Origin of the sequence: Herpetosiphon sp., assembly GCF_003512625.1 — a bacterium.
Classification (GTDB): domain Bacteria; phylum Chloroflexota; class Chloroflexia; order Chloroflexales; family Herpetosiphonaceae; genus Herpetosiphon; species Herpetosiphon aurantiacus.
Genome location: NZ_DOPT01000035.1, coordinates 22,060 through 45,655 on the forward strand (window position 1 = coordinate 22,060; position 23,596 = coordinate 45,655).

Below are 23,596 nucleotides of genomic sequence, written 5' to 3' on the forward strand. Positions count from 1 at the left end.
GAGCAATGCGCATTTTTCTGACTGGAGCGAGTGGTTTTATTGGGCGGCATGTAGCAGAGGAATTGCACCAAGCAGGCCATCAATTAACCTGCTTGGTGCGCCAAAAACCAACCACGCCAATCAACTCAGCCACGCAATATGTGGCAGCCGAATGGCTTAAACCGACAACGTGGCTCGATCAACTTGCTGAGCATGACATGGTGATTAATTGCGTTGGAATGTTGCGCGAAAGCCGCCAAGCCAGTTTCCAAGCAGTGCATACCAGCGTGCCAATTGCGCTATTCAAGGCGGCAGCACAATACGGGCTGCAAAAAATTATCCAGATTAGTGCCTTGGGAGCCGATGTTGCCGCACCACAAGCGTTTGTGCGCAGCAAAGCGCTGGCTGATCAAGCCCTGAGCCAACAATCTGTTCCTTGGGTAGTGTTGCGTCCGAGCTTTGTCTATGGGGCAGGCTGCTATTCGATGGAGCTATTTCGACGCTTAGCCCGCTTGCCAATCACCCCAATTTTGGGCGATGGCAGTTATCAAGTTCAGCCGATTCAGATCGGCGATCTCGTTCGCGCAATCAGGCAAGCTGTCGAAGATCCAACAATCACCAATTGCCTAATTGAGGCTGGTGGTAGTGAGCAACTGAGTTTTCGGCAATTACTTGAGCGCTTGGCTGCTAGCCAAAATCGCCAATTACGCCCGTGGTTTGTGCCAAACTGGTTAACCCAGATCATTGCACAAATTGGCACAACCACAGGATTAGGGCCAATTAATCGGGCTGAGTTAAGCCTCTTGCTGCAAGGCAACACCTGCGATTTAAGTGATTTTCGGCAGCATTTTGGCTTTGAACCACGCCGATTTGAGCCAAACGCCTAAAATCAAAAGCCCATGGTCTAGCTAGTCCCATGGGCTTTTGATCTGATAGGTTGCTTAGGTTTTTACAGGATCAATTGAACACTTCCACACACCAAGCGGTCAGCTGACCACTTATTCCGTCAGATGAGAGTCGAACTATTGAACAGCTTTGTAGATGTTGATCCGACCGCAAGTCCAGCGCGTGCCAGTCCCGCTAATTTGGTCGGAGCTTGAGCAGATTTTGCTCTTGATTTGGCTGTTGGTCAAGCCTTGTGATGACAACAAGCCAGCCAAACCGGCAACGTGTGGGGTAGCCATTGAGGTACCATTGATCGTGTTGTAGCCACTGTTAATCCAGGTTGAGTAGATGCTCGAACCAGGGGCAGCCACTTCGACCCATGTACCATAGTTTGAGAATGATGAGCGGGCATCGGTTGAAGTCGTTGATGCAACCGCAAAACAGTTGGTATACGCAGCTGGGTAAGCGCTGGTGGTGCTTGAGGTGTTGCTGTTACCAGCGGCACAAGCCAAGAATACTCCACGGCCCCAAGCGTAGTTGACGGCATTTTGCAAGGCCGTTGAACCACCGCCACCAAGGCTTAAGTTGATGACCTTTGCGCCATTGTTAGCAGCGTAGGTGATGCCATTGGCCACACCAGCCAAGGTACCGCTACCGCTGTTATTCAAGACGCGAACGCCCATCAAGCGACAGTTGGGGCAGGTTCCTGCGCCACCAGTGCTATTGTTGGTTTCAGCAGCAACCGTCCCAGCGACGTGCGTACCGTGGCCATTTCCATCATTTGGCGTTGAGTCATTATCGATGTAGTCGTAGCCAGCGACAATTTTGGCATCCAAATCAGGGTGAGTGCTTTGAATCCCAGTGTCAACAACCGCAACGACAACGCTGCTGCTACCGCGCGTGATATCCCAACCAGTGTATGCTTGGGTTACACCCCATGCCCATTGTGAGCTACGACCTGGGTCGTTGGGAGTGTAGGTTGAAGTATAGATAAAGTTGGGTTCGGCATATTCGATGTTGCCATCTTTGAGCAAGCTTTCAACCATGGCTTGGCGCATTGCCAAACTATCGTTGCTCTTCAAGCTAGCGAATTCGACGACTTCAGCGTCAAGCGCTTCGATCCGATCGATTTGCACTGCGCCCAAGGCACTCAAGCTATTGGCGCGGCTAGCTTTTGAGGTTGAATTCTTGAATTTGATGACAAACTGACCAGGAACAGCAGGGGCATTGAGGTCGAGACCAACGGCATCGCCAATATCGACGGGTTTTTCTACATCGCGTGACTGGGCGAATGATGAATTTGAGCCAGCAAACGCACTAACCGCCAAGATCAACATGCTCGAAACAAACAGACGCTTCAAAGTTGCCTCCTCAACATGTGGGTTGATTTTTTAACCAAAATCGTGCAGTACCAAACCAACAGCGGCTGTACCTACACCTTTACACATCGTTGTCATGAAGGATCGGTGAGGCCGATGATCCTGATGTTGCGTCCTCCTTTTACGCAGTCAGCAAACGAACCTAACAACACTATCAAGCTCCGTATCAGTGGATTAGTTATATCTTAAAGGATCTTAACCGATTTGTCAAAAAAATTTAATAACCTTTATGCAGATATGTTAAAAAGCGCTTAAACGGGTTTAAGCATACTCCTAGAGCAGGATGGGACTATTGAGGCTAGACACAAATGGTAAAATTGCGATAGTTAACTTGCTCGTAAATTTTGACGAATTTAATCAAGATTAATGTGAGAACACAGTAATTTCGTCTCAGGCCTGAATCGTGTTCCCCATGTGCAAAAGGATCATCCAATGGAAAAGCCAACCAACAAGCCGCAAGTTCTGGTAAACTCCGTCGGATATTCCCGCCGTGATTTTCTGCGTTTCGGGGCGTTTACCACTGTCGGGCTACTCGCTGGCTGTGGAACCACCAGCGCCACGCCGGTAAGCACCGCCACCCCAACTAAGCCCAAAATTGGCTTGGTCATGAAATCGCTGAGCAACGAGTTTTTCCAACAAATGCAGGCTGGCGCTGAAGAATATGCCCGCCAAAATGCAACCCGCTTTGATTTCACCGCCACCGGCATTAACGATGAGCGCGATTTCGCCACCCAAATTGCTTCATTCGAGCGCTTAGTTAATGAGCAATATGATGTGATTGTGTTGGCTCCCGCCGATTCGATTGCCTTGGTTGCCCCGGTTGCCAAAGCGGTCAAAGCTGGCATCGTCGTGATCAATATCGACGTTGCGCTTGATGAAGCAACCAAAAAAGCTGCTGGCATCGATCTGGCCTTTTTTGGCCCCGATAATCGTGCCGGAGCCAAAATGTCGGGCGAGGTGCTGGCCAAAGCCTTAGGCGCAGGCGGCAAAGTCGCAGTGCTCGAAGGCAATCCAGAGGCCGATAATGCCGTCCAACGCCGCTTAGGCTTCGACGATGCCATCGCCGATGGCAGCTTAAATTTAGTTGTTGCTGAAAGTGGCCACTGGGAAACCAGCGAAGGCCAAAGCATTACCGCCGCATGGCTCAAAAAATATCCCGACTTACAAGGCATCATGTGCGCCAACGATTCAATGGCTTTTGGGGCAGTCCAAGCACTCGAAGCCGCCAATCTGCTCGATAAAATCAAAGTCGTGGGCTTTGATAACATTCCTGCTGTGCAACCCTTGATCAAAGATGGTAAAATGCTGGCGACCGTTGAACAATACGGTGCGCAAATGGCAGCAATCGGTATGGATTATGGCTATCGCACGCTCAAAGGCGAGAAATTTAGCGGCTGGATTCGCACCGAGCTAAAATTAATCACTAAAGATAATCTCTAGATAATTAGCCAGTTTTTTACTTACAACGAAACTCCAAGTTTAGCACTTGGAGTTTCGTTATGGCTGCAATTAAATGCATTATGAGGAGAAGACAAATGGTCAAGCGTTGGTTTTTAATCATGGCGTTATTCTTAGCAGGCTGTAGTCAAACTACAACCCCTAATCCAACTCAAACCGAAGCTGTCAGCACACTCGAAGGCTACACAGTTGCAATTCCTGAATCGTATAAAGCACCCCGCTATGGCGAACCATACATTATCGGGACTAATGCTGACATAGATCAAATTTTAATTTCATTGGTTGCAAAGCAGCAATATAGCGATATTATAGGCCGCAGTGTCTTTACCAGCAGACATCCATATGATGCGATTCATTCTCGAATTAATGCACGAATTAAGCAGGATAAATGGGATTATATTACGCGCAATGATGACCCGGAATTCGTTCATCTCGTTTATAGCAAAGTATTTGATCAAACTAGCGTTGCTTTAGATACAATTATTATGTCTACTATCACAACCAATGACCCAGAATTAGTCTTAATTGTCCAAACCTTAACCACTGATATTCCTGAAAAGCCCACCCCAACTGTCAAGCCAACTCAAGCCGCAACGACATCAACTCGAACAATCGAAGGCTACGAAGTTGCAATTCCCGAGTCATATGAAATTCCAACCTGGGGTGATGCCTATGGATTTGGCTCCGATGAAAAAATTGATCAATTATTAATAAATTGGCATGCAGCAGAACCCTATACAAATATTTTGGGTCGCAATGTATTCATTAGCACCGATCGCCTTAGCTTGGTATATGCAACTATTAGCTCAAAACTTAATAATCGTGACTGGGAGCGGATTAGCGGCCAAGGTGATGATCGTTATTCGCATATTGTTTATAGTAAAACCATTGATCAAACACCAGTCGCTATCGCTGTCCTCATGATGTTGTTTGATCCAGAAACTCACCCCGATCAGGTTTTGGTAATCCAAACATTAACGACTGATATTCCTGAAAAACCAACCCCTACGATTGCCGATCGCCCAGTAACAGCAACTCCAGTACCAATATTACCAAGCATCATTTGGCCTGATCCGGTGACGTTTTATGCACTTGACGACCCTGAGATTGCCGACGGAAGTTTTCAACTGCAAATTGCCTCAGTTTTAGATCACGTTGGCTATGCGACAACGATTAGTCAGACCCTCTTTACATCAAGCAAAAGTATCGTCGAACTTGAGCAATTTTATGATCAAGCTTACGCAAATAAAGTAAAAACCCGCAGTATAATGGAAACCATCGCGGCTCCCAATCTCTACCTTGGGTATACCGATTCCCACTATCAACGCGGCTATCTAATTAAATATGTCATCATTGATTTAGCAGATCAAGGCAAACCATATCGTTTAATTTTGGCAACGATTGCTGAATAATGATCACCAAAGGCCATTTTAGCTGGATATCATAGCACTATGCGTTTTAAGGCTTTACTCGCAGGGCTTTTTCGAATCAACCACGCCGACGCAAATATTCGGCGGCGTGGTAAGGCCATCGTTGGGATTACCTTCTTTTTGGTTTGCTGTATCACATTAATTGGTATTTTCAGCATTTTTGCAACTGGCTGGCGCGAAACTGCCTTACTCACCAGCCCATTTGGGTTGCTTGGGCTAGCAGCAATTTGGCTGGCTCGCCGTGGAATGGCCAATCGCGCCGCCGGATTATTGATTACCGCCGCACTCATGGCCCTGATCGCAGCGCCAGTATTGGCCAATCGGGTAGCTTTTACGCCATTTTTCTTTCTCTTACCAATTCTGATGGCCTTTATCACGCTTTCGCCGCGCGGTTTACTGTTCGCCAGTGGCACGAGTTTGGCTGCGTTAGGTTTGCTCGCGCTATTAACTCAAAATATTCCGCAAACATTGCCGCAAAATAGCGAAGTATTCGGCTTGGCCAGCACCCTCTTGTTGATGATTATTGGTTTGGGCTATGTTGGCTCACGCACTACCCATCAAGCCATCCACGCAATGAATCTAGCTCAGCAGCGGAGCCGCGAATTAACTAAAACACTGCAAGATGAGCGTGATCAACTCAGCCAACGAGTTGACGAAAGCACGGCAGAATTACGCCAAAGTTTGGCAAATTCGGAACAGCTGATCGCTGAACAAGCCCGTTTGTTGAACGAGAATGATCAACAACGTTCAACCATTCGTTCCTTGAGTTTGCCAATCTTGCCATTGCATCAACACATGTTACTTGCCCCACTGATTGGCACGTTTGATCAGCAACGTTTACACGATGTTCAAGCGCAGCTTTTACAGGCGGTTGAGACCTATCAAGCCAAAATTCTGCTCTTAGATTTAACTGGAGTTGCGGTGCTTGATCAGGCTGGGGCAGCCATGCTTCAGCAGATTGTCCATGCCAGCAGCTTGCTTGGGGCAGCCGTTGCATTCATCGGCGTGCGGCCTGAAGCAGCCCAAGCCATTGTAAGTATGGGCCACGAGCTTGGCAATGTACGGGTTTTTCGCGATCTGCAAGCGGCAATTCAGCAGCATAGTCGGCTGTTATTCGATAGCTAGCCAGCCTTCGGGTATACTAGCAATTGTTTTGCAGGCTGCGTTAGCGCAACCGATAGAGACTTGCACGATGGATGATCGGCCAATCTTCCCTGAATGGATCAAACAGGCTCGTAAGCAATTGGGCCTTGGCAGAGCCGAGTTAGCCCACCAAGTTGGCTGTTCGTTGGCTATGTTACGTCAGCTTGAGTATGGTACGCGCCGCCCTTCGCGCCAATTGGCCGAACGGCTCGCCAGCTTTTTGCAGATTCCAGCCGAACAGCAATCACTCTTTGTCCAAACTGCGCGGGTGCATCAACCACCAAGCCCAATCAACCCCGTTCCACTCGTGAAACGCCTGCCTGAGCCAACCCAACCCTTAATTGGTCGCGAGGAATTATTGGCCCATGCCAGTCAGCTATTGCTCCAGTCAAGCACCCGTTTGCTGAGCATTGTCGGCCCAGGTGGTGTTGGTAAAACCCATTTTGCAAGCCAGCTTGCCCAGCAGATTCAAGCACATTTCAGTGATGGGAGCTTTTTTATTGGCTTAGCTTCGTTGCACGATGCCGAACAGCTACCAACTCTGATCGCCCAAACACTTGAAATTCCCCAACCAACTCATCAATCAACCTTAGAGCAATTGATCGGCGCAATTGACCAACGATCGATCTTGCTGATGCTCGATAATCTTGAGCATGTGATGATGGTTGTGCCAATTATCAGTCAATTGATCACCCAATGTAACAAGCTCAAAATGCTGATAACCAGTCGTTTTGCCTTGAAATTACACGATGAACACCTGATTGATTTGCCACCGCTCGATGTACCACAACACCCACCTGAGCACCAAGCTAGCGCCGAAACCAACTATTCCGCCGTGGAATTATTTGAGCTTCGCGCCAAAATGGTGCAACCTCAATTTAGCCTAACAGCCCAAAATCGCGCGATCGTTGGCGAAATTTGCCGGCGATTAGATGGCTTACCCTTAGCAATCGAGCTTGCTGCGGCGCGAATTCGTGGCCTACCACCCCAAGCAATGCTCGCGAGGCTCGATCGCCGGCTCGAATTGTTCGATCAAGGCAATAGCGATTTGCCTGAGCGGCATCAAACCTTGCGCAATTTAATTGCCTGGAGCTACACGCTGCTCACGCCCAACGAGCAAACTATTTTTCGCACGCTCAGCCTGTTTGCCAACCATTGGACATTAGGTGCCGCCGAATATCTGTGTCAAGCTCAAATTGCCAAACCCCAAGTTCTCACAATCTTGCTCAATTTGCTTGATAAAAGTTTGGTGCGCGAAGAAAGCTCAAATGATGGCATCGCCACCTTTGCCATGCTCGAAATTATTCGCGAATATGGGCTAGAGCAGCTTGAACAAACCAGCGAGGCTCACGCATTGCGCTGGCGACATGCCCATTATTACATCCAACTGGCCCAACACGCCGAGCAACAACTCGGCCAACAAGAAGCATTATGGCTTGAGCGCTTGACGTGGGAGCGTAGCAACCTTTGGGATGCGCTCAATTGGCTTGTGGCGCAGCAAGCAGCCGAAGCATTATTGCAGCTGATTGGTTCGCTCTGGAAATTTTGGCAAATTCGGCATCTCTGGCGTGAAGGTTTGCACTGGATTGAGTTGGCTTTGGCCTTACCGCTGGTCAATAGCGAAGCTTATCAACAAGCCCGTGCCAAAGTGCTTTGGGGTGCTGGTTGGTTGGCAGTCGATTTACATCAGCATGATTTGGCACAAGCCATGTTCGAGCAAAGCCTGCACCTCGCCACCAGCCTCGACGATCAACAGGGAATTGCCCGAGCGTTGCATGGGGTTGGCTTATTGGCCGAGTGGGCGGGGCAGCGCGATTTTGCCATGCGAGCCTATCAAGAAAGTTTAAGTCTCTTCCGCCAACTCGACGATCAAGAGGAGATTGCTTGGTCGTTGTTCCATCTGGGAGCAGCCTTACAATCACAGGGTCAAGCCAAACAAGCGCGGCATTTTTTAGAAGCAGCCTTAGCGACCTCACGCCGCTTGGCCCATTCGTGGAGCATCGTGCATCAAACCAAAGCACTCGGCCAAATGGCGATTGATCAAGGGCGGTATGCTGATGCCGAGTTATTGCTCAACGAAGGTCTCAAGCTCGCTCAAAACCATCAATATCAACAAATTTATCTTGAGATTTTGCGGCATCTTGGGCGTTCGGCATTAGAGCAAGGCCACTATCAACAGGCCCGTGAACGGTTTCAAGCCAGCCTTGAGCAAGCCCAACTACTTAAAGAACCCTCGGCGATTCGTTGGGCCAGCATTCACCTCAATTGGCTGGGTATTCTCGAAGGCGATTTGACCCAAGCCTATGCGTTTGAGCAACAATTGGCAATCTTCGAACGCGACGAGCCTGCTTGGGCAATTGCCTGGCTCAAGGCGCGTTTGGGCACAATTGCTTTACTCAAATGCCAGCCTGAAGTAGCCCAAAGCTGGTTTCTGGCTAGTATTCAAATGTACCAAGCCAACGATTTGCCATGGGGCTTGGTCGAATGTCTTGAAGGCTTGGCACATAGCCTATGGTTGAGCAAGCAAGCCCATCAAGCCGCAGCCTGCTTGCAATTGCTGAGCGCTGCCGAACAACAACGCCAAAGCTTACCACGCCTGCGCTCCGTACCGGAACAAGCAGCATGGCAAACCAGCCTTGCATGGTGTCAACAACAACTTAGCCCTGAGCAATTTGCCCACATTTGGCAAACTGGGGCGACCCAAACGCTTGAACAATTGCTCAAGCCTTTTAATCACGAAACTCAATCAGCTTGAACTATAATCCCCAATCGTTCCAACAATGCTTGATAATCAGCAGCTCGATAGCGAATCGGCGGTTTATTGGGGCTATGCGAATCGGAGCCAGCGCTGATCAGAAGCTTGTGCTGTTGGGCATAGCTACGGTATAAGGCAGCTTGTTCAGCAGTATGTAAGGGATAATCGGCCTCAATTCCATCCAAGGGTACTTCAGCGCGTAACGCATCGAGCAGCGCTTGATCAAAACAGACAAAGCCATCGCTGCGGCCTGGATGGGCCAAGATGCAGATTGCCCCACTCTGCTGCGCCGCTGCCACAACCGCAGCAATCGGATTAGTTGCAAAATCGCAGCCTGAGGCTTGTATCAGTTGCGAAAATTGAGCTGGAGCAAGAGTTGGGTTCTGTTGCTTGACCAAGGCTGCCAATAAATGAGGTTGTTGAGCCGAGGGTTGGGCTAGAATCTCGACAATTTGGGCTTGGTGTTGCTGTGTCAAATAGCCTTGATCACAACAATACGCAAAGGCCTTGGCGATGATTGCTTGCTGGCGTTGATACAGCTCAGCGGCAATCGCCATGAGTGGATTTGGCCCAAGCTCAAAGCCAAAACACAGCAAATCGACCAGCTGTTCGCGCCAAAGACAGCTCATTTCAGTCGCTACCAACAAGGGCATACCTTCAGCCACCGCCAAATCCTGCATTGATTGCGCCATATCAGGCCGATCATGGTCGGTAATTGCGGCCAAGCCAAAGCCTTCACGCTTCAAATGGTGAATCAGATTAAGTGCTGACCACTGGCCATCACTGGCCGTTGTATGCAATTGTAAGTCGATCGCTGCATCGGCAGCTAACACCAAGTTTGTGGTTGAACGTTTAACAAGCGTCATCTGGATGCCTCACTGACCAATCACAAGCTGAATATTCACCAGATCACCTTCGTTAAGCTGCTCGGCCAAACGAATCGGCTTTTTGATCGGCACAAGATACAGGCCATCTTTGGGAATCAGCGATGTACTCCAGGTTGTACTGCCAATTTGCACTTGAGCCGGAATCACGCCCCAGCCATAGGTCACCAACCCAGCAACCGCCTTGATTGCTTGGCTCTGTTCAAACGGAACAGTGACGAAATACCATGGAGCTGGCCCCTTCCAAAACCAAATTGGCCCAGTAAAATCAAAGGTCACACGAAACTCCTAAGATTAAATCAAGAACCCATGCACGATGCATGGGTCTGATAGCAAGCTACACAAATTTACGAACGACTTAGTTGGGCAACGGCTGTACGCAAATCGGCTGAGGTCTGGACTGAACTCAAATCCACCGACAAGGTAGTCAGAATTTGGGCAACTTCAGGAGCAACCCCTACCAAAATCACACTGGCTCCCAACAAACGCAAGCCATTCATCATAGTCAACAACGCTTGAGCAGCTTGCTCATCCATCATTGGCACACCCGTAATATCAATCAACACTTTGCGGGCGCGTTCGCGTTCAACTCGGGTTAAGAGAATTGAGGTGGCTTGTTGCACCCGTTCGCCATCCAAACTGCCAATCAATGGCATCACCAACACCCCTTTTAGAATTGGGATGACTGGTGAGGCAACATCACGCAGCAGTTGCGATAACTGTTGGCGTTCAGCAAGTGAGTGTTCGAGATTAACCACCACTTCACTCAAGCGCTGCATTGCAGCTTCACGGGCAGCCTCTTTGGCCTCGGTTTCTTGGCGCGAAACCTGTAAAGCAGCAGTCATGCTATTAAATGAGCTGGCTAACTGGCCTAATTCATTATTGCTCTCAACCTCAATTGGCTGGAGATCGCCATCGGCAACCCGATTGGTTGCCCCAATTAAGCCAGTCAGCGGCTTAAGAAATTGGCGGCGCAGAATCAATGCCATTCCAAAACCAAACAAAATAACCGCAATCAAAGCCAAACCGATGCTCAATCCAAGGCTTTGGTTGGTGATCGTGGCAATTTGGTTGGCGGTTTCAGTGGTTCGCGCCGTAATTTCATCCAAGGGCGAAGCCAAGCCTAAACCCCATGGAATACCGCTAATTGCCGCATAGGCTACCACATAGCCGCGCCCACTCAAGCGGACTGTGGTTACTCCATCGCGACCCGCTTGCAGATCGCTGATCATTGATGAACTGGGCATGTTAGCTTGATTGGTCAAAATTTGCTGAACAATCCCGCCCTGGCCAGCCTCGGTAACCGCCACAACTTCACCATTACGGGTAATCAAAAAAGCAAAGCTCGATTGATCGATGATTAATCCCTTGAGATAGAAACTCAACCGATCAAGGCTAACATCGACGCTGACGGTGCCCAAAAAATCGGCGTTGGCATAAACTGGTGCCGCAACCGAGATCAACGCTTGCGATTGATCAATCGATTGATGTACCTCTGTCCAGACTAAGGCGCGACTCGGGTTATTCTCAGGCAAACTTGCTTGATACGCCGCCTCTTGGCTAGGCAACCAATCCGCTGGCGGATCATTGGGAGTCATGTTGGGATAGGTGCGCAAGGTGTTGGCCGTCAGATATGAGATGCGCACAATTTCAGGCACGCTGATTTGCAAGCTTGGCAAAACATCTTCGAGCCGTTGACTATAGCGAATGTCAGCTAATGCTTGAGTCTGATCAGGATTAGCAATCACCAAGACCGTGGTTGCCCCGCTGGCATATTGACGGCCATTACGTGCTACGTTCAACTCAGGCAAGTTTGGAATTTGATTAGTTGGTTGTTGCAAATAGGTGCGGGTGGTAACCGCTAATTGTTGCACACCGCGGACTGTTTGCCCAGTGCTAGCAGCATGGCTTTGGGCAATGCGCAGGAGATATTGTTCAGCTTGGGCTTGCAGCGCGGCGGTGCTATCGTTGGTGGCTTGGTTGCGCACTGCCACCAAGCCACGAGCATTAATTGCTAAATTGAGCAACGCCAAGAGCGATGTTCCCAATAAGAGGATAACAATAACTTGCCTGCGTAAACTATGGAGCATCGTCCATCCTCCACCTACAACAACCTATTGCGACACACGCAGCGTAATTTTGAACGTTTCGGGTGGGATCGAAGTCGTCGGATCAAAGCTGGTGAGCGATGCTGTATCGATCACGAAGCTCTTCGGGCCAACATGGGCCATGAATTCTTTGCCTTCCAAAATGCGCACCGTTTGATCGATGGCTATTCGCGCAATCGTAACTGGGGGAGCCACCGCCGCTGCTTGGATACCACCACTCTGCAATTCAGCATACACTTCTGGACTGATGTAATATGCCATAATTTTGATTTTATCTTGCAGCTTGCGTTCGCGCAGAATTTCGGCAGCAGTTACCGCAGTTTGGCCAGTACCTACAATATAATCGATCTCGGGATGTGCGATCAAGACCTCTTCGATCAATTTTGCCTGCTCTTCTTTGCCAGTATCGCCATATTTGGTTTCGACAATGTTAATTGCGCCACCAGTAATAGTAGCCTTAAATTTTTCATCGGCGGCTTTCGACCAGCCAGCCTTTTCGGGGCCAGGGAACCAAGCGACATCCACAGCATCACTGCCCTTGGCATGTTTTTGCACTAAATATTTAGCAATTTCTTGGCCGCCTTCGCCTGGCACCGATAGCGATTTGGCGGTAATGGCCTTCGACGAAATATCATTCATAAAGGCAATCACGGGAATCTTTTGGCTTTGTAGCTCAACAATTAAATCGTTGAGGCCATCAAGCGAGATTGCCCCAATCACCACAGCCTTGGCTCCGTTAGCCACACATTGGCGAATTTGGGTAATTTGGGTTGGCAAATTACCATAGCCACCAGCTTCAACAATTTCCACATTGATGCCTAAGCGTTCGGCTTCGGAAACTACACCATAATTAACGGCCAACCAATAGCTATCCTTGATGTGCGGAATTGAAACACAAATTGTCTCAGCCTTATCGGCCACAACCAAGGGCACATAGTCGGTTGATGTACGGGGGCTAGCAAAATCGAATGGTGGATTCCAGACTTCAACTTGATAGCTGGTGCTGGTGCTGGTTTGGCTGAGCGCGACGGTTGCACTAGGCACGGATGTTGGTTGGGCGGTTGGCTGAGCCGTGCCACAAGCGGCCAAACTAGCGGCCAATAAACTGCCAAGAACCCATTTTGAGCGTTTGGTTGCAGTCTGCATAGGATCTCCTTCTTACTTAAACCCTAGTGCAACAATGTTGAGAGCATGAGGCGGGCATTGTGGGGAAGCGTGGCTAAACAAACAAAGATGGGCAGGCCTATGTAAGAGATTGTCTCACACGAGGCCTGCCCACACAAGAGCTTATTTAATTTCGACAATCAACTCGATTTCGGTGGCCATATTGAAGGGCAATGCAACTTTACCACCAGATGAACGAGCATGTTTACCAGCTTCAGGGCCAAAAATTTCGACCAAGAAGTCTGAACAGCCATCAACCGTTTTGCCAAGTGCGCCAACAACGGGGCCAGACGTTACATCGTCGTAGGTTGGGGTAACATTGACTGTTCCGGTGACCATCACAATGTGCTCAACCAGATCGAGGTCGCCAATTGTCGATTTGAGGAAGCGTAAACCCCGAACACAACTCAGCATCGCGGCTTCTTGGGCCGTTGCCAACGAGAGGGTTGGCAATTCGCCTTTGAGGAAACCACCGCTGCCAGTCAAAATTTCTGGGCCAGCTGACGAAATAAAGACCGTTTCGCCTGATTGTGAAGCATACACATAATTTGCGGTTGGTGGAGTCAGCGCTGGCAATGAAGCTACGCCATAACGCGTTTCAACATAGGCTTCAACCTTTTCAAAGACACAATCAACACCTGGTCTGCGACAACGATGCTGTTCAGCTTGTTGGGCTTTGTCAAGCGCTTGGCCTTCCGAAGCCAGTGAGATCGAACTAAACGTGGCAGCCATTACCATTACGAGCAGGAGTTTGAGAGAAAAGCGTTTCATAGATGGACTCCTCAGCACAAGGTTGATGTCTTTGATCGATCAAGTTATCAATTGTTAGTCATTGGGCTTATAGGTCAAATGGGTCAGTGGATAGCTTTGAGTTTACCCGACCTCAAAGCAAAGTCAACAGTCCCAATAGTCCTATCCAAAAACCATATTTAAATGGGACTCGTGAACCCAGCCTCGGCTAGGTCATCCTAACAACTTGTCCTAGGTCTAAAGGGCTAAAAATCGATCAGAGAACTATTTTGGCTCAGCTACGGTAGAGTAAGCAATACTATTAATCGAGGTTTGAATTATGTCGATATTTATTCATTTTGAGTTTATGTGGATTCCACCTCAGTTTGGCGGTAATAAAGGTGTGCCTTATCCTAATATGCGTACCGAGATTCATTGGCGGCATTACCTTCGTGATCCAGAAGAAGCCACACGCGACATTCAATGGATTCAGTTTGATTATGATGAAATAACCCGCCAAGGTTATGCGAAGTGTAGATTTGGCTCGCATCATCAATTACCAGAAGCAAGACTTAAGCCAGATCAACTTATCGTCATATTCAATGGGCCGAGAATTTTGGCAATAGGCAAAATCGTCGAGGAACGTAGTGCATAAATTAATCCTGAATGCTGGTCGAACTGTAACATTCGATCAGTATTTATTTTTTAATCGCGTTGGCCTCAAACTTAACGAGCAATGAACCCCACCAGCCAAATCTGAGTATCATAGATCATCAATTGAGCACGGAAGGATTGTCCATGAGTGAGCCATTTATGCCAATTTCTGTCGTCTTACCCGAAGCAGGCACAACCTTGATTGGCGATATTCGCTGCAAAGTTTCGAGCGCTGCCACCAACGATCAATGTACGGTCTTGGAAGTTACTTTGCCGCCAGGTCAAGGCGCTGCAATGCATCAACATGAGGTCGAAATGGAGATTTTGGTGGTTCAAGCGGGGCGCTGCACGGTTGGCGATGAACGCAATCAATGGGTACTTGAAGTTGGTGGTATTGCCCACTTTCCGCAACGCACGCGCCATTTCTTTCGCAATGATCACCCCGAAACGTGTGTGATTTTGATCACGGCTATTCCAGGCGGGCTTGATCGCTTTTTCGAAGCGCTAGCAGCCCAAGCCTGAAATCCAGCCGAAGACTGAGCCAAAACAGCCGAGCCAAGGCTATACTACCAATCTTAGCAGCGAAAAATCTGGAGGTGGTTATGCCAACAACAATTCCAGCCCTACCCTGCGCAGATTTAGATCAAACGATCGCTTTTTGGTCTAGTCTTGGCTTTACGGTCAGCTACACCCAACGCAAGCCTAACCCCTATGCTGTAATCAATGCTGATGATTATTGTCTGCATTTTTTCGGCTTAAAACAGCTAGCACCCGCCGAAAACTACAGCACCTGCTTGATCATTGTGCCCGAAGTTGAACAATTACATCAACAATTTAGTCAACACCTGCGAACGAGTTTGGGCAAAGTTCCCGCCCAAGGCTTCCCACGCATCTCACGTATGAAACCTGGCCAAAGCCGCTTTACCCTCACCGATAATGCTGGCAATTCGATTATTTTCATTAAACAAGGTGTCGAAGATGAGGCGGCTGCCCAAGCCTACAAAAACCCTGAGCGAAACCCATTGCAACGGGCAATTGCCGTCGCCGCTCGTTTGCGCGATTTCAAAAACGATAATCAAACCGCCGCCAAAACGCTTGATCATGCCCTCGCTCGTTACCCTGATGCCCCAAGTTCTGATTATGCCCAAGCCTTGCTAGCACGAATCGAATTAGCCCAAGCCCTTGAGCAAGATCAACAACTTGAACAATTAACTGCCCAACTCAACAGCATTGAACTCAATCCTGAACAACGCCAACAGCTCGGTTTATAGCGTAAAAATGTGGTTCAGGCTGACGAATAGTTGTCAGTTTGAATCGCATAATGTTGATCCAAGCCTACGTTTTATTTGTATAGCAGACTTTAATCTATCGCAATAAAAATTAATTAGGCTACCAAAGTTGTTTGTAATGGCAGTGATCGTTGCCAAAATAACCATTGCCCTAAAGGTCGTTATTACTCCGCCGAAAGATTGATTATGGATGAACTTGCCCAACATCCTCCAACAGCTGAATTGGCGATTGATAAAATTGACAAAGCTGAATTAATTCGTGCGTTTCAGCAAAAAATGCCAGGCTACGATCCGGCTGTCGTGGCGCAGGCAATTTGTGATCTGCTTGAGCAAAAACCAACTATGATCGATGGGCAAGCCCTGAGATTAACTATTAATGACCAAACTGCTAACTTAGCCAGCTATAACGTCGTTGGTGGCAACCTCAATCAAACAACCATAACGGTTGTCATGCCAAATCCGATCGCAAGCGCAAACACAGCTAAACTAAAACGTGGCCTGACTCGCCGAATTATTGCGCTAATCGTTGGTTTCATCGGTTTGCTGATGCCTTTACACGCTTCCGATCAATTTCAAGCCTCGCAACAACCGTCATCACAGAGCATGACAGGCGATGTCAATATTGTGATCGCTGAATTTACCCAGCTTAATGAAGAAATTCCCAATCAATGGAATGATCTGTTGGCGCAGGATCTTGATAATTTGTATGGAATGAGTAGCTTCAATCGGGTCAAAATTCAGACTGATCCGCGTTTTATTCCATCGATTGAGGCCGCTCAGCAGCTAGCCCAAACCACAAATGCGCATATGGTGATCTACGGCGATACCCAATCGAGCAGCACGGGGGCGGTTGTAACGCTGCGTTTTTATGTGATCGATCCACATCGGATTAATATTGGCGAGCTGATCAATGGCGAACACCAAATTGGCGCTCAACTGCAACTCTCAGAGGCTGATCTTTTAGCAGGTCATTCGTTGTTGGATCTACCTGATGCATTGATTCTGATTGAATTTACCAAAGCCTTGGTCTACTTAGGGCTTGAGGGAACAACCAATCTTGATGCAGCGCTGGCATCGATCAATCAAGCGCTTGCCGCCGCTGAAATTCACCCAAATATTAAAGGCAAAGAGGTACTTTTATTATTTGCCGCTGTGATCACTACTGAGCAATGTGCGCTCGAAGTCGATGATCACAGCGCTTGTTTTGCCCGCGCCCAGCGCTACCTTGACGCAATTCTCCAGCTTAACCCAGCTTATGGCCGCGCTTACCTTGCCAAAGCCAATATTTTTTATGCCCAAGGCAATTTGTTTCAGGCCATGGAATTCTTTAACCAAGCCAAAGCCTTGCCAGATCAGCCATTTGGCAGCTATATCGAGGAAAAAGCCACCTTTGGAATCGGCAACGTTTGTACCTTGCAATTGCAATATGTTCAGCAACGGCTTGGTGGAAGTGTAGCCGCAAATAGCGAGGCAACCAAACTAGCAAATTGCGCCTTACAAGCCTATCAAACCCTAATTAATAACTATGATCCAGTGCGGAACGACCCGATTTTGCAAGAACTTACGGCTTGGGCCTACTATTGGCAAGGGGTAGTTTATGTCGAGGCAGGTCAAACCAACGCTGCTCAGTGGTCATTTGAGCAAGCCCAACGTTTAGCCACAAATGCCGATTTGCAGCAGCGCGTCCAACAACGGCTCACCCAAGGAGCAGCCAAATGAAACCACGCTTAGCTACATGGTTGATAGCACTCGGCTGGTTATTAATAGGATGTGGAGCACAAACTCCACCTGGTTCAGATCAAACAGCTCCAACACCAAGCCGCCCAATACTTGGCTTGATCACACCATCGCTTGCCCAAACTGTATCAATCCAAACTCCAGTAGCAACTCAACAGCCAACACCAGCTATAACAGCAGTTGCCTGCCAAAAACCGAGCACATGGATCAGCTACACCGTTTTGCTCAATGATACGCTTTCCGAGCTAGCCTACCGCAGCGGAACGAGCGTCGAACAGCTTCAACAGGTCAATTGTTTAAATGACACGCTCATTTTCGCAGGCCAACAGCTCTACTTGCCCACGCTGTCAAGCGTTGAGCCAACCAATGATGTAGCTGCTCCAGCCGAACCAAGCAGCGAGCCATCACCTAATCCCGATCTGGCAGCAATCGCCACGCGCACGATTGATATTCCGATTCCAAGTGGGCCAAACGATCAGCTTTTGATTAGCCCCAGCCTTGGTATTGCTGGCACAAGCTTCAGCTTGCACTATCAGAAATTCGAACCCAATGCGAATATCAATTACACCATCTACAACGAAGATTTTGCGATCGTGGCAACAGGTGAGCTGATGGCTGATGCTACGGGGAAAATCACCTTTGTCTATGTTAGCCCCGTCGATACTCCAAGTGGCTTTTATCTGGTTGAAATGCAAAGCCAAACTGTGTGGGCCGAAGCAAGCTTTGAAATTATTGAATCATCGACCTTACCCAAAGCATCGCCTGAACCAACCAGCACCAAAGCCAGCCCAAGCCCAAGCACCACGCCAATTGATATAACACTCACGCCCAACGACGAATAAATTTACACCCATAATTCACACCAAATGAGGTCAATGATGCTTTTTCCACCGACCAATCAGCATGGGCCGCTAGCCCGCTGTATTGTGGTCAAATTCCACGATCAGCAGGCTCCGCTAATCTATACCGATCAAAATTTTCAAGGCTATGTTGTTCAACCGCTCTTTAACAGCGTCGATCCTGATCAATTAGTTGGCTTAGTTCAGCAAGCCCAGCAAACTAACCCAGAATATCAAGCACCAAATTTTTTGGCCTTCTTTGCGATTGATGTTGAGCCAGACCAAGATCCCTTTGCAATCATTGAGGAAATTAACCAATGGGCAGAACTTGAGTATGCCTATGTTGAATCGCCGCCAGCACCTGTGCCCACTGATGCTAACCCTCGCCGCGCACGCCAAACCTATCTCAACCCACCAAGCAGCACTGGCCCAACCATTGGCGGCATCGATGCTGAAGCGGCTTGGAAGGTTTTAGAGCATGCAGGCAAAGCCATCACGATTGTGGATATTGAGAAATCATGGCAATTAGAACACCCCGATTTGCTGCAACATGGCAGTTCGCCGATTACGATCTTGCCCTCACTGCTGCATTGTGATATGCATGATCCCGCTTGTGCTGATCATGGCACGAATGTTTTAGGTGTGCTGGTGGCCCAAAATAATACTGAGGGTGGAGTTGGAATCGCTCACGACGCAGCAGCAGCAGTCATTTCGCCCTGGCAAAAACCAAGCAATGGCACCAACCAACCAAGCTGGAATATCGCCAATGCGATTGTCGCCGCAAGCAACTACTTAACAACACTTGAATTATCAGGTAATCTGATCCTGCTAGAATTGCAAATCTACCAAGATCTGGCTGGCGGACCCTACACCAACACGCCCAATCAACCAGGCAGATTGCTACCAGTCGAATTAGAACCAGCCAATTTCGAGGCCATTCGGTTGGCGAGCGAACTGGGCATTATTGTGATCGAGGCTGCTGGAAATGGCGCTAGCGATTTGGCAACGTGTTGGGATACCGTGGGAACATATCAAATTGAGCCAGAAACAGCCCGTTATCGTGATTCTGGGGCAATTCTAGTTGGAGCGGTTTACAGTCGCGACCCCAATAAAGCAACGCGAACCGCTAGCTCCAACTATGGACAACGGGTCAATTGCTTCGCTTGGGGCAATGGTGTATTTACCACCAATGCTTCGGGCTATAGCTTAAGCTTTGGCGGAACATCAGCAGCAGCAGCGATTATTGCCGGAGCCGCCATTTTAGCGCAAGCAATTGGCGAACAGCTGCGCCAAGCACGATTCAGCCCCGAGGAATTACGCAGGTTGCTTACCCACCCAGATGCCTGTACCTATTCAGCCCAGCCCCAACATGATCGGGTTGGCGTTATGCCAGATCTAGGGCGCATTATTGGCTTGTTGCAGGTTTAAACCTTGTTGAATGTCAATCGGCTTGAGCGTTGTGAGCAGGAGATAAAGCAGATCAATCACTCAAACTGCTCAAGCTGCGCATCGTTAAAGCAGCGCTCTAAAATAGTGCGGGTTGTTTGCACAAAATGGCGCTCAGCCGAATCGACCGGATGCACCACACAGGCCGTAATATCGCAGTGCAAGCCCGTAATCAAGCGGCCTTGGACTTGTTGTTCGGCCAACACGTTGATTAAGGTTTGGCCAACCACATGCACTGCCCAACGTAATTCATCGAAGGCCAAAAAGCGCCCATCACGCAAAGCTAAATCACGAAAGCTAATCAAACGATTGGGTTGCGGAATCAGCCGCATGCCCACAATTGCAAAGCGCTCAGTGTTGGGAATTTGGCGCACATAACGTTCATATTCAATGATGGTCTGTTTTAAACGCCAGCTAGGTTGAGCTGGCGTGGTTGCTAAAAGCACTCGTTGATGGGGGACACAACGTAGCATCTGCATGCTGCACCTCTAAACCTTGGCTTGTTGGCGCATGGCATAGACATAGCCCACTAAGCCACCAATCAAGCTAGCCCCAACCAGCAAGCCAATGGCACTGCCGCCATGAATCACCAGCAACAGCAGCAAACAAATTCCAGCACTAGCCCCAAAAACTTTGATCCGTAGGTCATCCGACCATGCTTGAATCAGGCTTGGAACAAAGCGCACCGCCAGCAATGCACCCGCTACCATCGCCACAAACCCAGCCAAGGCCAACTTGATGATTGCCCCAACCACGGTCGTGGCGACAATCGCGCCAACCCCACCAACCAGCGCCAAATCAAGCATCGGTTTGTATTGTGGTGCAAGACTTGTGCGAATCTGCTCCTCAAAATCTTCACCATTCGACTGTGCTTGATCATATTTTTCAAGCCATTCTTCGGCCCAGCGCAACTCGGCTTGGGCAGCGGCATACTCGGTTGGATTTGTACTTGCATAGGCGGTTTCGGCTAAAGCTTGGTAGGCCGCTTCGGCTGCCGCCATCGGATTACTCATAATTTGCTGGGCAGTTAATTGAATCACCTGCCAATCGGCCCAAGTTGTTTGCGAACTGGCTGAGGCTTGGCAAATAATCCCAATTTTTTGCGCAGGATAAGCAAAATCAAAGCGAAAACTATTGCCTGCAATCTCAACTGTATGATTTTCGTACAAATAAACTGCTGGATGCGCTGCATGCCAAGCCACGGCAAACAAATCGTTGATCGCATTGCCGCTCGATTGCTGGCGTGGCTGCGGTTGATCACGCTGGCCGCTCAATTCACGATCATAGGCTTGGCGCTTTTGGGCATCTTTCAATACACCATAGGCAATATTCAAGGCCTGCATCAAGGCCGTGGCATCGGGAGCTTTATTAATATCTGGGTGATATTGGCGGGCCAAACGCCGAAATGCTGCGTCGATTGTGGCGGCATCGGCGTTGCTGGCAACCCCTAGCACCTCGTAGTGCGTTTTCATAAAGAATTATTCACTCGCTGCTAAACCAAAAAAACCACGTAATTGTTGGCGATAGATCGCATGATTTTCCCAAAGATCATGATTCAATTTGGCTTGATGGCGCAACAAACCAGCCAATTGCTGCTGATTTGCTGCATCTAATTTTTGCAATGTTTGCTCAATCAAACGCTGATTTTGCTGTTCAAGCGCAGGCCAAAACGCTTCATGCAAAATTTGTTGTCCAGCGACTTGGGCCGCCGTCAATTGGCTAAAATCAGTAAAAACCGCCTGTTGCTGCAAATAGCCCAAAAAGCGACAGGCCACACTATTGAGTTTATCCTGCTTGAGTTCATCAATCCAATCGCTGGCATCGTCGCTCAGTTGGCGGGCGAGGGTCAAGATTTCAAGTGCTTCAATCACCAGATTCGCCGCAGCACCAAATGGATCAGCGCCTGCTAGCCAAGCCTGCGCACGGCTACAAAAGAAAAACGGCTGAGCACGAGCCAACAACACCGTTTGATCAAAGGTTGCCAACTGCTCAAAGCCTAACACGCTTAATTCGCTTAAACGATAGCGTAATTCCTGCTGATGCCCCAAGGCTGATTGCACCGTTAATTGGCGAAACAAGGGCCAGATTGGGCTTTGGGTCACACCCAATTCAGTATACAACTCAATCTGACGCAACAATGCCAGATGCGCCCCAAGCAGCAAATCAGCCGCCCCATCGCCATCCAACAGCTGATCTTGCGCCCAATAATACCACCAGCCATACAATTGAGCCGCGCCAAGTTGGGCATACACTGGCGTTGCGACTGGAAATTGTTGGCCCAACCAAGCTGGCAATAAAGCCGCAATTTGGCTAAATTTGCCCTGTTTGAATTCAGCAAACGCTGCTTGTAAGGCCTGGGCCAACGCTTCAGGCAAGGCCGCCAAATCGACCTCGATTAAGCGACAAACCGCCTGATATTGCGCTTGATCATCGAATGGCTCAGTCAAATTCATTGGAGTTCCTTTATTGCTACAAGGTTATTGCTGCCTTGGAGCATACACCAGGCTAAGCATTGAACTTTAGCCCTCAAGGCCTAGTACAGTACAGCAGATTCAGCTAGAGAATATGAAGGATAAACGATGGCAATTTGGATTTCAATTGAGTTTTTTTGGATTCCCAAACAGTTTGGTGGGCATAGTGGGCCACCGTGGAACAATATGCGTCCCGGCATTCGTTGGCAGCGCAACATTGAAGCACACATTAAAGAAAGGCGCGATATTCAGTGTATTAAGCTTGAATACGATCCAACCACACTCGAAGGCTTTGCCACTTGTCGATTTATAGCAGATCATCCATTGCCCGATCGGTCATTGGAACAAGGAGCACGCATCGAGCTTCTCGCTGGCTATAACATTTTAGCAGTTGGCAAAATCACTGAAGCATGGGTGACAGCTAACGAGGAGTAAACAATGACAATTTCAATCGACATTGAATTCATCATGATTCCCGCACATCTTGGCGGGCGTACCCATCCACTCTTTGAAACGATGTGGATCAATTTTCGTTGGCAGCGCTATCCAGCTTGGCTTTGGAGCATTCGGATTATGAACCTTGAATATGATCCAGCAACACGTATAGGTTATGCCCAACAATGCGCTTTGATCGTAGAGGAACCATGCACCGAATCGTGGCTCCAGCCAGGTCAATTACTGGAATTATGTGAAGGGCCAACCGTCGTAGCCATCGGCAAGATCGTTGAACCACGAGAGAGAACTTAAACACAAACAGCCTAGAGCAAATACTCTAGGCTGTTGCAGCATACGATAAAGCTTATTTTTTGTGAACCACTAACTCAGGCCGACCCATTGCTTGCAGCAGCCGTGGATACATCTCATACATTGGGGTGACCGCTGGCAAAAGCTTGATAATTTTGGGAATCGGGCCTTTGGCTACAATCTGACGGCGCGTTAATGCAGCCATCAAATTGATTGTGCCATGCCAAAATTGGTGGGCAATATCGGCCTTCATCGACATCACCACATCGGGCTTTAAGCCAGGCACTTCGCCCCAAACCACATCGAAAAAGGCTCCCTCTTGGCTTGGCTGACGATCAGCCAGAATGCTCACAATCCCATCGGGATCATCGTAGCGATACTGAATTGAGAGGCCAGATTGCTTTATTTTGGGCGCAATTTCAGGATCGCACTTGGCCTCATCATACAATGCACCAAGGTACTTGATCAGTTCTTCTGAATCTTTAAACACCGACATGAATGA

22 protein-coding genes and 1 pseudogene are annotated in these 23,596 nt (G+C 48.7%); 13 read left to right on the forward strand and 10 right to left on the reverse strand.

The window, feature by feature from the left end:
• The first annotated feature begins 5 nt into the window (after positions 1-5).
• Complete coding sequence (locus DEF47_RS08455; RefSeq protein ID WP_012189745.1) at positions 6-866, forward strand: complex I NDUFA9 subunit family protein; 861 nt, start codon at positions 6-8, stop codon at positions 864-866.
• Between the two features lie 135 nt (positions 867-1,001).
• Here the strand turns inward: DEF47_RS08455 and DEF47_RS08460 are convergent, their stop codons facing one another.
• On the reverse strand, positions 1,002-2,225 hold the full coding sequence (locus DEF47_RS08460; protein WP_287045078.1) for a S8 family peptidase: 1,224 nt from the start codon (positions 2,223-2,225) through the stop codon (positions 1,002-1,004).
• 450 nt (positions 2,226-2,675) lie between these two features.
• On the opposite strand from DEF47_RS08460, the gene DEF47_RS08465 reads away from it, so the two are divergent.
• From DEF47_RS08465 to DEF47_RS08480, 4 genes are all read left to right on the forward strand, one after another.
• Complete coding sequence (locus DEF47_RS08465; RefSeq protein ID WP_012189747.1) at positions 2,676-3,683, forward strand: sugar ABC transporter substrate-binding protein; 1,008 nt, start codon at positions 2,676-2,678, stop codon at positions 3,681-3,683.
• A gap of 59 nt (positions 3,684-3,742) precedes the next feature.
• Positions 3,743-5,113 (forward strand): hypothetical protein, encoded by a 1,371-nt coding sequence (locus DEF47_RS08470; protein WP_012189748.1) that lies wholly within the window; start codon positions 3,743-3,745, stop codon positions 5,111-5,113.
• Between the two features lie 39 nt (positions 5,114-5,152).
• Positions 5,153-6,256, forward strand: a complete 1,104-nt coding sequence (locus DEF47_RS08475) for an STAS domain-containing protein (protein ID WP_012189749.1) — start codon at positions 5,153-5,155, stop codon at positions 6,254-6,256.
• 67 nt (positions 6,257-6,323) lie between these two features.
• Positions 6,324-9,029, forward strand: a complete 2,706-nt coding sequence (locus tag DEF47_RS08480) for an ATP-binding protein (protein WP_012189750.1) — start codon at positions 6,324-6,326, stop codon at positions 9,027-9,029.
• On the opposite strand, the gene DEF47_RS08485 is transcribed toward DEF47_RS08480, so the two are convergent.
• From DEF47_RS08485 to DEF47_RS08505, 5 genes are all read right to left on the reverse strand, one after another.
• Positions 9,017-9,895 carry a PHP domain-containing protein gene (locus tag DEF47_RS08485; RefSeq protein WP_012189751.1) on the reverse strand — a complete coding sequence of 293 codons (879 nt, stop codon included), beginning with the start codon at positions 9,893-9,895 and terminating at the stop codon, positions 9,017-9,019. The two genes, DEF47_RS08480 and DEF47_RS08485, sit on opposite strands and share 13 nt — an antisense overlap.
• Before the next feature lie 9 nt (positions 9,896-9,904).
• On the reverse strand, positions 9,905-10,192 hold the full coding sequence (locus tag DEF47_RS08490; RefSeq protein ID WP_012189752.1) for a DUF1905 domain-containing protein: 288 nt from the start codon (positions 10,190-10,192) through the stop codon (positions 9,905-9,907).
• Between the two features lie 68 nt (positions 10,193-10,260).
• Positions 10,261-12,003: a cache domain-containing protein gene (locus DEF47_RS08495; protein ID WP_012189753.1), complete on the reverse strand. Its 1,743-nt coding sequence runs from the start codon at positions 12,001-12,003 to the stop codon at positions 10,261-10,263.
• A gap of 24 nt (positions 12,004-12,027) precedes the next feature.
• On the reverse strand, positions 12,028-13,167 hold the full coding sequence (gene torT, locus DEF47_RS08500; RefSeq protein WP_012189754.1) for a TMAO reductase system periplasmic protein TorT: 1,140 nt from the start codon (positions 13,165-13,167) through the stop codon (positions 12,028-12,030).
• 141 nt (positions 13,168-13,308) lie between these two features.
• Complete coding sequence (locus DEF47_RS08505) at positions 13,309-13,956, reverse strand: RidA family protein (protein WP_012189755.1); 648 nt, start codon at positions 13,954-13,956, stop codon at positions 13,309-13,311.
• A gap of 298 nt (positions 13,957-14,254) precedes the next feature.
• Here DEF47_RS08505 and DEF47_RS08510 point away from each other — a divergent pair, with 298 nt between their 5' ends.
• The 6 genes from DEF47_RS08510 to DEF47_RS08535 all read left to right on the forward strand — a co-directional run bounded on the left by DEF47_RS08510 (position 14,255) and on the right by DEF47_RS08535 (position 19,861).
• Positions 14,255-14,569: a hypothetical protein gene (locus DEF47_RS08510; protein WP_041304430.1), complete on the forward strand. Its 315-nt coding sequence runs from the start codon at positions 14,255-14,257 to the stop codon at positions 14,567-14,569.
• Positions 14,570-14,712: 143 nt separating this feature from the next.
• The gene (locus tag DEF47_RS08515) at positions 14,713-15,090 is read left to right on the forward strand and encodes a cupin domain-containing protein (protein ID WP_012189756.1); all 378 of its coding nucleotides are present in this window, start codon (positions 14,713-14,715) and stop codon (positions 15,088-15,090) included.
• Between the two features lie 80 nt (positions 15,091-15,170).
• On the forward strand, positions 15,171-15,839 hold the full coding sequence (locus DEF47_RS08520) for a DUF8817 family protein (RefSeq protein ID WP_012189757.1): 669 nt from the start codon (positions 15,171-15,173) through the stop codon (positions 15,837-15,839).
• 204 nt (positions 15,840-16,043) lie between these two features.
• Complete coding sequence (locus tag DEF47_RS08525) at positions 16,044-17,576, forward strand: tetratricopeptide repeat protein (RefSeq protein ID WP_012189758.1); 1,533 nt, start codon at positions 16,044-16,046, stop codon at positions 17,574-17,576.
• Positions 17,573-18,436: a LysM peptidoglycan-binding domain-containing protein gene (locus DEF47_RS08530; protein WP_012189759.1), complete on the forward strand. Its 864-nt coding sequence runs from the start codon at positions 17,573-17,575 to the stop codon at positions 18,434-18,436. The genes DEF47_RS08525 and DEF47_RS08530 overlap by 4 nt, the downstream gene beginning before the upstream one ends.
• Positions 18,437-18,469: 33 nt before the next feature.
• On the forward strand, positions 18,470-19,861 hold the full coding sequence (locus DEF47_RS08535) for a S8 family peptidase (RefSeq protein ID WP_287045080.1): 1,392 nt from the start codon (positions 18,470-18,472) through the stop codon (positions 19,859-19,861).
• A gap of 56 nt (positions 19,862-19,917) precedes the next feature.
• Here the strand turns inward: DEF47_RS08535 and DEF47_RS08540 are convergent, their stop codons facing one another.
• From DEF47_RS08540 to DEF47_RS08550, 3 genes and pseudogenes are all read right to left on the reverse strand, one after another.
• Complete coding sequence (locus DEF47_RS08540; protein WP_012189761.1) at positions 19,918-20,358, reverse strand: hypothetical protein; 441 nt, start codon at positions 20,356-20,358, stop codon at positions 19,918-19,920.
• 798 nt (positions 20,359-21,156) lie between these two features.
• Positions 21,157-21,351, reverse strand: a pseudogene (locus tag DEF47_RS25165) (DnaJ domain-containing protein); the annotation flags it as partial.
• Between the two features lie 6 nt (positions 21,352-21,357).
• On the reverse strand, positions 21,358-22,332 hold the full coding sequence (locus DEF47_RS08550) for a hypothetical protein (protein WP_012189763.1): 975 nt from the start codon (positions 22,330-22,332) through the stop codon (positions 21,358-21,360).
• Positions 22,333-22,458: 126 nt separating this feature from the next.
• On the opposite strand from DEF47_RS08550, the gene DEF47_RS08555 reads away from it, so the two are divergent.
• Complete coding sequence (locus tag DEF47_RS08555) at positions 22,459-22,785, forward strand: hypothetical protein (RefSeq protein ID WP_012189764.1); 327 nt, start codon at positions 22,459-22,461, stop codon at positions 22,783-22,785.
• A 3-nt stretch (positions 22,786-22,788) separates the two neighbouring features.
• A complete protein-coding gene (locus DEF47_RS08560) occupies positions 22,789-23,097 on the forward strand; it encodes a hypothetical protein (RefSeq protein ID WP_012189765.1) in 309 nt (102 codons plus the stop codon).
• 52 nt (positions 23,098-23,149) lie between these two features.
• Here the strand turns inward: DEF47_RS08560 and DEF47_RS08565 are convergent, their stop codons facing one another.
• Positions 23,150-23,590, reverse strand: coding sequence for a hypothetical protein (locus tag DEF47_RS08565; protein ID WP_012189766.1), 441 nt, complete (start codon positions 23,588-23,590; stop codon positions 23,150-23,152).
• Positions 23,591-23,596 lie beyond the last annotated feature (6 nt).

Coding starts and splice junctions, on each gene's coding strand:
- DEF47_RS08555 (WP_012189764.1), top strand. CDS start 22,459: ATGGCAATTTGGATTTCAATTGAGTTTTTTTGGATTCCCAAACAGTTT.
- DEF47_RS08480 (WP_012189750.1), top strand. CDS start 6,324: ATGGATGATCGGCCAATCTTCCCTGAATGGATCAAACAGGCTCGTAAG.
- DEF47_RS08525 (WP_012189758.1), top strand. CDS start 16,044: ATGGATGAACTTGCCCAACATCCTCCAACAGCTGAATTGGCGATTGAT.
- DEF47_RS08560 (WP_012189765.1), top strand. CDS start 22,789: ATGACAATTTCAATCGACATTGAATTCATCATGATTCCCGCACATCTT.
- DEF47_RS08550 (WP_012189763.1), bottom strand. CDS start 22,332: ATGAATTTGACTGAGCCATTCGATGATCAAGCGCAATATCAGGCGGTT.
- DEF47_RS08540 (WP_012189761.1), bottom strand. CDS start 20,358: ATGCAGATGCTACGTTGTGTCCCCCATCAACGAGTGCTTTTAGCAACC.
- DEF47_RS08485 (WP_012189751.1), bottom strand. CDS start 9,895: ATGACGCTTGTTAAACGTTCAACCACAAACTTGGTGTTAGCTGCCGAT.
- DEF47_RS08520 (WP_012189757.1), top strand. CDS start 15,171: ATGCCAACAACAATTCCAGCCCTACCCTGCGCAGATTTAGATCAAACG.
- DEF47_RS08510 (WP_041304430.1), top strand. CDS start 14,255: ATGTCGATATTTATTCATTTTGAGTTTATGTGGATTCCACCTCAGTTT.
- DEF47_RS08475 (WP_012189749.1), top strand. CDS start 5,153: ATGCGTTTTAAGGCTTTACTCGCAGGGCTTTTTCGAATCAACCACGCC.
- torT (WP_012189754.1), bottom strand. CDS start 13,167: ATGCAGACTGCAACCAAACGCTCAAAATGGGTTCTTGGCAGTTTATTG.
- DEF47_RS08470 (WP_012189748.1), top strand. CDS start 3,743: ATGGCTGCAATTAAATGCATTATGAGGAGAAGACAAATGGTCAAGCGT.
- DEF47_RS08495 (WP_012189753.1), bottom strand. CDS start 12,003: ATGCTCCATAGTTTACGCAGGCAAGTTATTGTTATCCTCTTATTGGGA.
- DEF47_RS08465 (WP_012189747.1), top strand. CDS start 2,676: ATGGAAAAGCCAACCAACAAGCCGCAAGTTCTGGTAAACTCCGTCGGA.
- DEF47_RS08565 (WP_012189766.1), bottom strand. CDS start 23,590: ATGTCGGTGTTTAAAGATTCAGAAGAACTGATCAAGTACCTTGGTGCA.
- DEF47_RS08535 (WP_287045080.1), top strand. CDS start 18,470: ATGATGCTTTTTCCACCGACCAATCAGCATGGGCCGCTAGCCCGCTGT.
- DEF47_RS08455 (WP_012189745.1), top strand. CDS start 6: ATGCGCATTTTTCTGACTGGAGCGAGTGGTTTTATTGGGCGGCATGTA.
- DEF47_RS08515 (WP_012189756.1), top strand. CDS start 14,713: ATGAGTGAGCCATTTATGCCAATTTCTGTCGTCTTACCCGAAGCAGGC.
- DEF47_RS08530 (WP_012189759.1), top strand. CDS start 17,573: ATGAAACCACGCTTAGCTACATGGTTGATAGCACTCGGCTGGTTATTA.
- DEF47_RS08505 (WP_012189755.1), bottom strand. CDS start 13,956: ATGAAACGCTTTTCTCTCAAACTCCTGCTCGTAATGGTAATGGCTGCC.